Annotated in this window: 9 protein-coding genes; 4 read left to right on the top strand and 5 right to left on the bottom strand. The window is 68.2% G+C overall.

Annotated features, from left to right (window positions below; translation table 11 throughout):
* A partial coding sequence (locus CSC76_RS07960; RefSeq protein WP_162109495.1) for a glycosyltransferase occupies nt 1-1,247 on the bottom strand: 1,247 nt, incomplete at its 3' end.
* A 480-nt stretch (nt 1,248-1,727) separates the two neighbouring features.
* Here CSC76_RS07960 and CSC76_RS07955 point away from each other — a divergent pair.
* Nucleotides 1,728-2,543: a glycosyltransferase family 2 protein gene (locus tag CSC76_RS07955; RefSeq protein ID WP_162109494.1), complete on the top strand. Its 816-nt coding sequence runs from the start codon at nt 1,728-1,730 to the stop codon at nt 2,541-2,543.
* Nucleotides 2,543-3,571 (top strand): CDP-glycerol glycerophosphotransferase family protein, encoded by a 1,029-nt coding sequence (locus CSC76_RS07950; protein ID WP_162109493.1) that lies wholly within the window; start codon nt 2,543-2,545, stop codon nt 3,569-3,571. Before CSC76_RS07955 ends, CSC76_RS07950 begins: the two co-directional genes overlap by 1 nt.
* A gap of 43 nt (nt 3,572-3,614) precedes the next feature.
* Here CSC76_RS07950 and CSC76_RS07945 read toward each other — a convergent pair whose 3' ends face one another.
* From CSC76_RS07945 to CSC76_RS07930, 4 genes are all read right to left on the bottom strand, one after another.
* Complete coding sequence (locus tag CSC76_RS07945; protein WP_162109492.1) at nt 3,615-5,144, bottom strand: PH domain-containing protein; 1,530 nt, start codon at nt 5,142-5,144, stop codon at nt 3,615-3,617.
* Entirely contained in the window at nt 5,144-5,647 is a 504-nt protein-coding gene (locus CSC76_RS07940; RefSeq protein WP_162109491.1) for a PH domain-containing protein, read from the bottom strand. The genes CSC76_RS07945 and CSC76_RS07940 overlap by 1 nt, the downstream gene beginning before the upstream one ends.
* The gene (locus CSC76_RS07935) at nt 5,647-7,047 is read right to left on the bottom strand and encodes an SEL1-like repeat protein (RefSeq protein WP_162109490.1); all 1,401 of its coding nucleotides are present in this window, start codon (nt 7,045-7,047) and stop codon (nt 5,647-5,649) included. Before CSC76_RS07935 ends, CSC76_RS07940 begins: the two co-directional genes overlap by 1 nt.
* 80 nt (nt 7,048-7,127) lie before the next feature.
* Complete coding sequence (locus tag CSC76_RS07930) at nt 7,128-8,027, bottom strand: lauroyl acyltransferase (protein WP_162109489.1); 900 nt, start codon at nt 8,025-8,027, stop codon at nt 7,128-7,130.
* A 94-nt stretch (nt 8,028-8,121) separates the two neighbouring features.
* On the opposite strand from CSC76_RS07930, the gene dtd reads away from it, so the two are divergent.
* Complete coding sequence (dtd, locus tag CSC76_RS07925) at nt 8,122-8,562, top strand: D-aminoacyl-tRNA deacylase (RefSeq protein ID WP_162109488.1); 441 nt, start codon at nt 8,122-8,124, stop codon at nt 8,560-8,562.
* A gap of 101 nt (nt 8,563-8,663) precedes the next feature.
* Entirely contained in the window at nt 8,664-10,517 is a 1,854-nt protein-coding gene (rpoD, locus tag CSC76_RS07920; RefSeq protein ID WP_162109487.1) for an RNA polymerase sigma factor RpoD, read from the top strand.
* The last annotated feature ends 154 nt before the right edge of the window (nt 10,518-10,671 follow it).

The raw sequence follows: 10,671 nt of genomic DNA, 5'->3' as shown, positions 1-10,671 counted from the left end.
GGCGCATGTGGGCCTGGAGCGACGTTCGCCAGTGCATCTCCACGCAGGCAGTGGTCCAATGCGGCCAGCTGCCGTTCGTTCCAGCGCTGCGCGTCAGCAAAGGCCGCCAGGCCAAGCGACCGCCGCAAGTCCGCATCCTTCGACAGGCGGATCACGTGGTCCGCAAAAGCGTCGTGGTCGTGATCGGGCACCACCCGCAGGCCGTTGCGGAATTCCGCCCCCAAGCCACGCGCTCCGGTGAGCGTGGAGATCGTGGGCACGCCGGCACCCATCGCGTCCAGGAGTTTGATGTTGATGCCCGTGCCCGCGATCGTCGGATTGACCGACAACGGGGCGCGGGCGAAGGCGAGGCGCAGGTCGTCGACGAAGCCCAGCTTTTCCACGTTGGGCAGATCGGGTGCCCAGTGGCAGATCGAGCCGGCCAGTCTGAGCTTGAAATCCGGGATAGCACTTACCACGCGCGGCAGCACGTGTTCCAGGAACTGCCCCAGCGAAATCTGGTTCGACAGCATGTTGGTGCCGACATAGAGCGCGGCATGGTCGACGCTGTGGTCGGGCACGGGTTGGTCAAGGCCGATGAAATGGCTGACCACGGCGATCTCCGGATTGCGTTCGACGGCTCCGTCCCGTGTCAGCTGCTGACGGAAATGCTCGGCTTCCTGCGCCTGGATGGCGATCGCCGCGTCGGCCCGACGCAGGCCCCGGTTCTCGTCCTGGGGTTTGAGGGAAACCCAATACCCTTTGCGGAAGCCGCGCGCCACGAAAGGGCGATGCCGGTCGGCAAACGCGTCGTGGGTATCCAGCAGTTTGCGCGTCGAGGCTGGAAACGCGTCAAGCGCGCGGGAGTTGAAAGCGTACTCGACAACGACGGCATCGAACCGGCGATCCAGGGCTCGGAGCTGGTGGGTCCAGGCGTTGCGCCAGTTTTCGTCGAGCCGGGAGTAGTGGCTGTGCTCGTACCCGAGGCCGCATAGGAGCTTCCGCCAGCGGCGTCGCACCTTGCCGCGCAGCCAGAAGGCGGCACGCGCCTGGCGTGGGCCATTGTGCAGATGCAGGTAGTGCTGTTCTCCGAAAAAGTCGACATGCGACGCCGTATCGGGCTTCTGGGTGTCCAGCTTGGAGGAGACATGGATGAACGTCAGCTCGTGACCCAGCGCCCTGATCGCCTTGCACAGCTGCAGGATGCGCACGCTGTGCCCGGCCTTCGCCGGAAAGACCGGTGTCATCGAGATCAGTGCGACCCTCATCGGGCCCTGGGTCGGGCCAGATGGGAGGGAGAACGCATCGCGGGCGGATCCCGCGCCTCGCGTCTCGGAGTGCCGGATCGATGAAGGGACGATCATCCGTGGTGGACCGGGTTTTGCGGACGGAGGCGGTCCACGAGCATGGCCCGTGACCCGATTCCGGTCGTTTGGGGGAGGCGCCAATTCTCCGGGCACGGCGTGGTGGCGCCAGCCGCCGCCAGCCGACAAGACAGCCCCCAGTCAGATTCGCGTGCCCGGATCCGGATGAAACAGGCCCCAAGGAGAGAACGGGTTCGCTTTTTTCTGTCCCGCGGCGTGTTGCCTTCGCTGCGAAGGGATCCGGCGCTGGCCGGACGGCCCTCAATTCCATCGTGTGTCGAGGCGGCTGGGCGTGACCGTAGCCTGACCTTTCGCGTCCAGGTGGTGTGGCGCGACCGCGTGCGGGGCGATGCTGGATAGCCTAAGAACCGCTAAGCTCATGGCATGTCTTTCTTGCCTCTCTCCCTCGTCGTCATTACCCACAACGAGGGGTTGAACATCGCCCGGTGCCTGGACAGCGTCCCGTTCGCCGCGGACAAGCTGGTGGTGGACAGCGGCAGCACCGACGACACCGTCGCCATCGCCCAGGCCCACGGCGCGCGCGTGGTGCACCAGGACTGGCTGGGCTTCGGGCCCCAGCGCAACTTCGCCAGCACCCAGGCCGTCCACGACTGGATCCTGGTGCTGGATGCGGACGAGTTCCTGTCGCCCGAACTCGCGGCGGACCTCGAGCGCGGGCTGCCCGCGCTGATGGCCTCCAGCCGGCCCGCGGCGTGGCTGCGCCGGCGCACCTGGCTGATGGGCGCGCCGATGCGCTGGTACCGGCCGATGGTGGGGGAGAGGATGGTGCGGCTCTACCATCGCGACCGGGCCCGATGGACCGATGCGCGCGTGCATGAGTCGCTGCGCTTCGACGGGGCGGCGGCCGAATTCAGCGCGCCCTTCAACCACGCGGACAATCCCAGCCTGGTGCACAAACAGCTGAAGGTCCTGCGCTACAGCGAACTGAAGGCACTGGACTGGTGCGACAAGCGGCGTCCGGTGCGGATGTGGCTCACGCCGCTGGTGTACCTGTCCAGTTTCCTCAAGGACTACGTACTGCGGCTGGCCTTCCTGGATGGCTGGCGCGGTTTCATCATTGCGCAGACGGCGGCCAGCTACGCCGCCTACAAGCGCATGCGCTATTACGAGATGCGGCACAACCCGGCCTCGATCGGCGCCGCGCACGCCAAGCTCGCCAAACACGGACTGGAACACTGATGGCCAAGCACTACCTCCTCTACGGCTCCGAGCGCTATGCGCTGGCGATCCTGCGGCCCGTGCAGGAGGCCATCCGTGCGCGCGGCGGCGAGGCTGCCTGGTTCGTCGACGGTCCCGGCGCCGAGGATCTGCATCCCGACGAGAAGCTGCTGACGACGACCGAGGAGGTCCGCCGCTGGAACGCCATCGCCGTGATCACCGGCAGCAATGCGGTGCCGCACTTCTTCCCCGGCGTGAAGGTGGAAACCTTCCACGGCTTCGATGCCGGCAAGCCGCGCCATATCTACATCCGGGGATTCTTCGACCTGTACTGCACCACGGGGCCGCGCGACACCGCGCAGTTCAAGGCCATCGCCGACAAGGTGGGCCACTTCAGCGTGGTGGAGACCGGCTGGCCGAAGATTGATCCCTTCATGCAGGAGATCGCCGGCGACGTGCCGCCGGTGCGCCAGCCGCCGGTGATCCTCTACCACTCCACCTTTTCGCCGTCGTGGAGCGCGGCGGAAACGCTGTACGAGGAAGTGAAGCGGCTCTCGCGCACCGGCGAGTGGAAGTGGATCGTGACCTTCCACCCCAAGATGAGCCCGGACACGGTGGCGAAGTTCCGCGCGCTGGAGAACGAACACCTGCGCTTCGCCGACGACGACAACATCCTCGAGCTGTTCCCGCAGGTGGACATGATGTGCTCGGACACCTCGTCGGCACTCAACGAGTTCCTGCTGACCCACAAGCCGGTGGTGACGTTCAAGAACCGCCGTCCCGGCCCGCAGTTGATCGATATCGACGATCCTGCGCAGTTCGAACCGGCGATCCGCCGCGCACTGTCGCGGCCGCCCGAACTGATGCAGGCCATCGTCGCCTACGCCGACAGCATCCATCCCTATCGTGATGGCCGTTCCAGCGAGCGCGTGCTGGACGCCATCGACGCTTTCATCGCCGCAGGCGCCCGCACCCGGAAGCCGAAACCGATGAACCTGTGGCGCAAGCTTAAGATCCGCAAGCGGATCGGCTACTGGGGCCCTGCCTGAGCCGATCCCGCCTGCGGCCCTGAACGGAGGCCACTGGCGACCGTCACCACCGCAGCCGGCGCTGTGCCAGGGCCAGCGACAGCCGCTCGAACGCATCGCGCGCCTCCGCCTCGGGGACGAAGCGCAGGGCGAGCGGAGCGGCAACGCCGCTGGCGCCGGCGGTGTCCAGCCACAGCGAGGCGGTGCCGCAGGCGTGGTCGAGCGGCGAGCGCGACAGCCGCAGCGCCTGCAGCTTGTCGATCTGGGCGAACCGCCAGTAGCGCGACCACCAGCCGCTGCGGACCGCGACCAGATGTCCGTCCAGCGACCAGCCCATCCGTGAGGCCTGCCGGTGCACCGCATAGGCTGACGCCGGTAGCCAGGCCAGGGCGCACCAGGCCCAGGGCCCCAGGTGCCATGTGGCCAGCGCGGTCGCGGGCAGCAGCCATGTCAGGGTCGGCAGCAGCAGGCGCCAGCGGGCGGACGCGGCGACCGGACGCCAGTCCGCGCGGGGCCATGCCGTCTGCGGCAGCAGGTGGTGGACCAGCGCGTCGCACGCCTCGGGCGTGGCGATCGGCGCCAGATCCTTCAGTGCGCGCTGGTCCTGCTGGCCGGCCTTCTCGGCCACCGCGGTGTCGATGCGCAGCGAGCGCCGGCCGAACCACCGGTGCAGTACGCCTTCGTGCAGCGTCCATGCCTGGATGCGCCGGCGCGCCACGCTGGTGCGCAAGCGCGCCAGCAGGCCGCGCTCGACCATCAACCTGCGTGCGTCCTCGCTCAGACGGAACCCATGGAACTGCAGCAGCGCCAGCACCACGGACAGTGCGCGCACCAGGGCCAGCGCCAGTACCACCAGCGCGGCGACGCCCGCGGCGCCGGCCAGCCAGCCCAGGTGCAGCTGTTCGGCATACCCGAAGGCCTGCTTGGCGCCCTGGCGGAAGAACTGTTCGATCATCCGCTCCGGCAGGATCTGCCAGGCCGCACCGAAGCCCGCGGCCACCACGATCATGCCGCGGTTGGAGATCAGGCCCAGGCGGATCACCTCGGCCGTCGACAGCGCCAGCAGCGTGGCGTCGCGCGCACGCGACGGCTCATCGGACGCGGCGGCCTGGATGGCCGCGGGGCCGCGCGCCTGGTGGCGCACCAGGTCTTCCAGCGCCAGCGCATCGCGCAGGCCCAGCACACGCATCTGCGCTTCCGGCTTCTGGCCGCCTGCGGATTCCAGACGCACCTCTGCCACGCCGAACACGCGGTGCAGCAGCGACTGGTGCACCACCACGTTGTGGATGCGGGAGAAGGGAATCTCGCGCCGCGAACGGTGCAGCAGGCCCTCGCGCACCGTCAGGCCATCGCGGCCGATCACGTAGCGGTAGGTGAAGTACTGCAGGATGGCCAGCACCACCAGCACGGCGATGCCGATCACGGGTGCGAACGCCAGCCAGGGATCGCCGTCGTCGCTCTTGCGGGCACCGAACACCAGCAGCGCGATCAGCGGGAAAATGAACTGCTTGAGCTGCTGCAACAGTACGAACAGCCACGACCACGGGTGCAGGTGGCGTTCCGGGGCGTCGGTGTCCACGGCAGGTCCGTCCATCACAGCGCGTCGTCGTGGTCGACCTGCGTGGCCAGGCGTTCGCGCAGGCGCTCGGCGTCGTCCGCGTCCAGTCCCGACAGCGACACGGCGGCCATGCGCGTGCCGGCGGTGTGCACCACCAGCGTGGACAAGCGCGCGCTGCGTTCCAGCGGGCCGCGCTTCACGTCCAGGTGCTGCACGCGCGAAATCGGCACGTGGGTTTCGCTCTGCCACCAGTTCCCGCGGCGAACCGCGAAGCCCCGGTCGTCCAGGCGCCAGCGCGTGCGCCGGTGCCGCTTCACCGCGACCCAGGCGCCGAGCAGCGCGCCCACACCCGCGGCCACCGGCACGGCCAACCACGGCGACACCATGTCGGTGGCGCGGGCAATGAAGAAGGCGGGAAAGGCGAACGGAAACAGCAACGCTGCGCCGCCCAGCGCGGCCAGCCACGCGCCGCGCGCAGGCAGCGCCTGCCAGGCGTCGGTGGGCGCCAACGGGATGGGGGTGTCGGTGTCGATCTGCATCACAGCCTGCCTGCTCTCATCTCGTCGATGGCGCGGTAGTCCAGCACGTAATCGCGGTCGTTGCGATACTTGCCCAGGCGCGCGCTCATCCGCTTTCGCGCGGCGGCCCGCCTGTCCTTGGAGAGGTCCTCGTCCGCGGCCATCTTCTCGAGGGCCAGGGTCTGGAACTGCGTCGCCCTGGCGAAGTCGCCATTGGCGGCCAGCGCGGCAGCCACCGTGTCCAGTTCGTGCCAGTCCAGCTCATCCCTGCGCTGGATCATGAACTGCGACAGCTCCAGGGCGCGGACGGTATCGCGCTGGTCCGGTACCGGACAGGTGGCGAGGATCCACACGCGCTCGTTGCGCGCCTGCTTCGCACCCGCTTCTTCCGCGCGCGCGGCCCACGCTTCGGCCTGCCGGCAATCGCGCGCCATGCCGGCCAGACCGTCATGGTGGTACTGCGCCATGGCCAGCAGGGCCTGCGGTTCGGTGCCGTGCGCGGCGGCGCGGGTAAGGTGGGGCAGGGCGCGCTGCATGGCGTCGTCGGAGAACCTGCCCTCCTCCGTGATGGCCACCGAGGCGAGCCAGGCGGCCTGCCCATGGCCGCCCTCGCTGGCCTTCTCCAGCCAGGCCAGGCCCTCGGCGGCGTTCTTGGGCACCAACTGCGGCATGCCGCCCCCGTACTGCAGTGCGCCGAAGGCGAACTGGGCGAACGCATCGCCGGCCTCTGCCTTGCTGCGCACTGCGCGCAGGCGCCAGCGCAGCGGCGCGGTGTAATCCGGCCAGGCTTCATTGAGGCGGGTGCGCATGCCCGCATCGTCCAGCGGCGTGCGGTCCAGCAGGGCCAGACTGGGGCCCTCGCGCTCCAGCATCGCGGCCAGCGCAAGTTCCATGCTGCGCACCTCGCCCAGCCCGGACTGCCGGAAGGCCTGGTCCATGAAGGCCGAGACGTCCGGCATCATCGATTCGTAGCGGTACCGCCACTGTCCGCCCTCGCGCACCAGGACCGGGCCGAACTGGAACTGGCTCTCCGTCGGCGGTGCCACTTCCCCCACCGCCAGGTCGTCGATCACGGTGACATTGGACAGCGTCATGAGCGGCTGGTCGTCGGTGGCGGATTCCACCCCGGACCAACCCTCGACCAGGCACAGTCGCGCCACCGCACGGTCGTCCATCGCCTTCAGCGCCGCGGGCGGCTGGGTGGCGCGCAGCAGGTAGACCACGATGCGGTCGCCGCTGGGCAGCCGGCGCAGTTGTTCCGGCGAGGCATAGAGCGCCATGTCGCGCAGGAAGCCGAAGTGGACCAGGCTGGACGCCGCCAGCAGATCGACACTCTCGGGTTTCTCCTGGCTGCTCAGTTCCGCATAGCGGTCCCATGCCTGCGAAACCTCGTTCAGCGCGGATGGTCCCTGCGCTGCCATCGCCGGAACCACGACCCACCCCGCCAACCATCCTGTCAGCCATCTGCGCACGCGCATCGATTCCCCCTTGTCCATCCCCTTCAGCGGTAGGGATTGTCCTCGCCGCTGCCCTCCGGCCGCAGGGTATAGCGTTTGTAGGTCCACTGGTACTGCGCGGGGTCGCGGCGCGCGATGCGCTCGACGGCCTGGTTGAGTACGGTCACCGCGGCGACCGGATCCGGATCGGCGATGCCGGGCGGGGCCGGTTCCACATGCAGCGCGAAGTCGGGACCGGGGCCGATCCGCTCGCACCAGGCGAACAGCACCGTCGCGCCGGTGCGTTCGGCCAGGCGCGAGACCAGCGTCATCGTCAGTGCCTGCGTACCGAAGAAGGGAGCGAACTCGCCATCGCCGGCCTTGGGCTGCTGGTCGGGCAGGATGCCCACCGCGCCGCCATCCTTCAGGACCTTCCACAGCTGGCGCACGGCAGGGCCCTCGGCCCGCACCTGGCGGATGTTGTCCGCGCCACGCACCCGCAGCAGGAAGGCGTCGCCCACCGGAGACTCCGGCGGGCGGTAGACGATCGCGATGGGCCCGCGCGAGGCCAGCCACTGGTTGAGCAGTTCCCAGTTGCCGAAATGCGGCGCGGCCACGATCACGCCCTTGCCGCTGGCCAGGGCCGCGTCGTACAGCGCTTCGCCATGCCGCTCACGCAGCAGGCGCAGGTTCTCGGCGGGCGGCCGGGTCCAGAAGCGCAGCGTCTCCAGCGCCTGGCGGGCCGTGGTGCGCAGGATGGCCTGATGGAGGTCCTCGCGCTGGCCGGGCAGCAGGTCCGGAAAGGCGATCTCCAGGTTGCGTCGTGCCACCCGGCTCTCGCGCGCGTCGGACCGGCGCCAAGCCCAGGCCATCGCATCGCCGAGCGCGCGCAGCCAGGACCAGGGAAGACGGCCGACCAGGGCGGCGGCGTGGTAAGCCAGGGAGGCGAGGGTGGCCGGTTTCATGCGGCCAGTGTAGCCAACCGGCCGGTAACCCCCGGCGCGCCGGGGCGGACAGGGGCTGCGGCTATGCTGTCGCTCCGTCCCGCGGAGCCTCGCCATGCTGTCCCTGATCCAGCGCGTCACCTCGGCCACCGTCACCGTGGAGGGCGAGGTCGTCGGGACCATCGAAGCGGGCCTGCTGGCGCTGGTGGGCGTGGAACCGGGCGACGGGGAGGCCCAGATCGCCCGCATGGCCGAGCGCCTGCTGGGGTACCGGGTGTTCGCCGACGAAGCCGGCAGGATGAACCGCTCCCTTGCCGATACCGGGGGCGGGCTGCTGCTGGTCAGCCAGTTCACCCTGGCCGCGGATACGCGCTCCGGCATGCGACCCAGCTTCACCACCGCCGCCCCGCCCGCGGAAGCTGAACAGGGATTCAACCGACTGGTCGACATCTGCCAGCAAAAGCATGCAGGGCGGGTGGAAACCGGCCGCTTCGGGGCCCATATGGTGATCAGCCTCGTCAACGACGGGCCGGTGACCTTCCTGCTGCGGCCGTGACGTTCTTCCCTTGTCGGCGGCCGGGATTCAGGAACCCAACCCGGTCCGCGCTGGTATAATACGGGGTTCTCCCTTCCTTACTCCCCGGTGGCGCAACCTCCATGGCCAACGAACGTCCTGCCCAGCAGTCCGACATCAAGCTCTTGATCAGCAAGGGCCTGGAGCAGGGCTATCTGACTTACGCCGAAGTCAACGATCACCTCCCGGACGACCTGGTCGACCCGGAGCAGATCGAGGACATCATCGGCATGATCAACGGCATGGGCATCGATGTCCATGAAGTCGCGCCCGATGCCGAAACCCTGCTGCTCGCCGACGGCAACACCGGCAACCGCGAAGTCGACGAGACCGCGGCCGAAGAAGCCGCCGCCGCCCTGACCTCGCTGGACACCGAAGGTGGCCGCACCACCGACCCGGTGCGCATGTACATGCGCGAGATGGGTACGGTCGAACTGCTGACCCGCGAGGGCGAGATCGCCATCGCCAAGCGCATCGAGGAAGGCCTGTCCCAGGTGCAGGCTTCGCTGGGCAACTTCCCGTGGTCCATCGAGCTGCTGCTGGAAGAGTACGAACTGCACAAGGCGGGCAAGAAGCGCCTGGCCGAGGTGGTGGTCGGTTTCAACGACGTCGAGGAGCCGGTCGAAGAAGTGCCGGCCGCCGAAGAAGTCGCCGATGCGGCCGAAGACGCCGATGACGACGAGGAAAGCGGCGACGATGCCGCCGAGGAAGCGGCGCCGACGGGGCCGGATCCGGAAGAGGTCGCGCGCCGCATGCAGGTGCTGGCCGACGGCTACGCCAAGTTCAAGAAGTCCCACGCCAAGAACGGTCCGGACAACAAGGCCGTCACCAAGCGGCGTGCCGAGCTGGCCGAGACCTTCGTCACCCTGAAGCTGCCGCTGCCGCTGACCGACACCCTGGTGCGCAAGCTGCGCGAGGTGATGGCGCAGATCAAGGACCACGAGCGCCGCGTGCTGCACCTGTGCGCCAACGTCGCCAAGATGCCGCGCAAGGAATTCCTGCGCGCGTGGGAAGGCAACCAGACCAACCTGGGCTGGGTGGACGAGGTGCTGAAGCGCAAGCAGAAGTGGTCCTCGGGCCTGCGCGACGTCAAGGACCAGATCGTCGCCGAGCAGGAAGCCACCATCGCCGTCGAGCAGGCGATGCACCTGACCCTGGCCGACATCAAGGACATCAGCCGTGCGATGGCCTACGGCGAAGCCAAGGCGCGCAAGGCCAAGAAGGAAATGGTCGAGGCCAACCTGCGACTGGTGATTTCCATCGCCAAGAAGTACACCAACCGCGGCCTGCAGTTCCTGGACCTTATCCAGGAAGGCAACATCGGCCTGATGAAGGCCGTGGACAAGTTCGAATACCGTCGCGGCTACAAGTTCTCGACTTACGCCACCTGGTGGATCCGCCAGGCGATCACCCGCTCGATCGCCGACCAGGCGCGCACCATCCGCATCCCGGTGCACATGATCGAGACGATCAACAAGCTCAACCGCATTTCCCGCCAGATGCTCCAGCAGTACGGCCGCGAGGCCACACCGGAAGAGCTGGCCAAGGAAATGGACATGCCCGAGGACAAGATCCGCAAGGTGATGAAGATCGCGAAGGAACCGATCTCCATGGAAACCCCGATCGGCGACGACGAGGATTCCCACCTGGGCGACTTCATCGAGGACACCAACGTGGAGTCCCCGATCGAGAACACCACCAACATCAACCTGCAAGAAACCGTCCGCGACGTCCTGGCCGGCCTGACTCCGCGGGAAGCCAAGGTGCTGCGCATGCGCTTCGGCATCGACATGAATACCGACCACACGCTGGAAGAGGTCGGCAAGCAGTTCGACGTCACCCGCGAGCGCATCCGCCAGATAGAAGCCAAGGCCCTGCGCAAGCTGCGCCACCCGTCGCGTTCGGAACAGCTGCGCAGCTTCCTCGACATCGACTGACGCAACGCGCGGTTCCGCACCATCCAGGCGCGGCCCTTCGGGGCCGCGTTTTTTTTGTGCATCGACGCGTCCTGCGTGCGGCGGCGCCTTGTCAGGGTCATCGGATCACGCGCTCTACATCGCGCGGCTCGCCACGGTCGGAGAACCGCATGCA

Origin of the sequence: Pseudoxanthomonas mexicana, from assembly GCF_010093385.1 — a bacterium.
GTDB lineage: Bacteria > Pseudomonadota > Gammaproteobacteria > Xanthomonadales > Xanthomonadaceae > Pseudoxanthomonas_A > Pseudoxanthomonas_A mexicana.
This window is presented reverse-complemented; position numbering and strand designations above follow the sequence as displayed.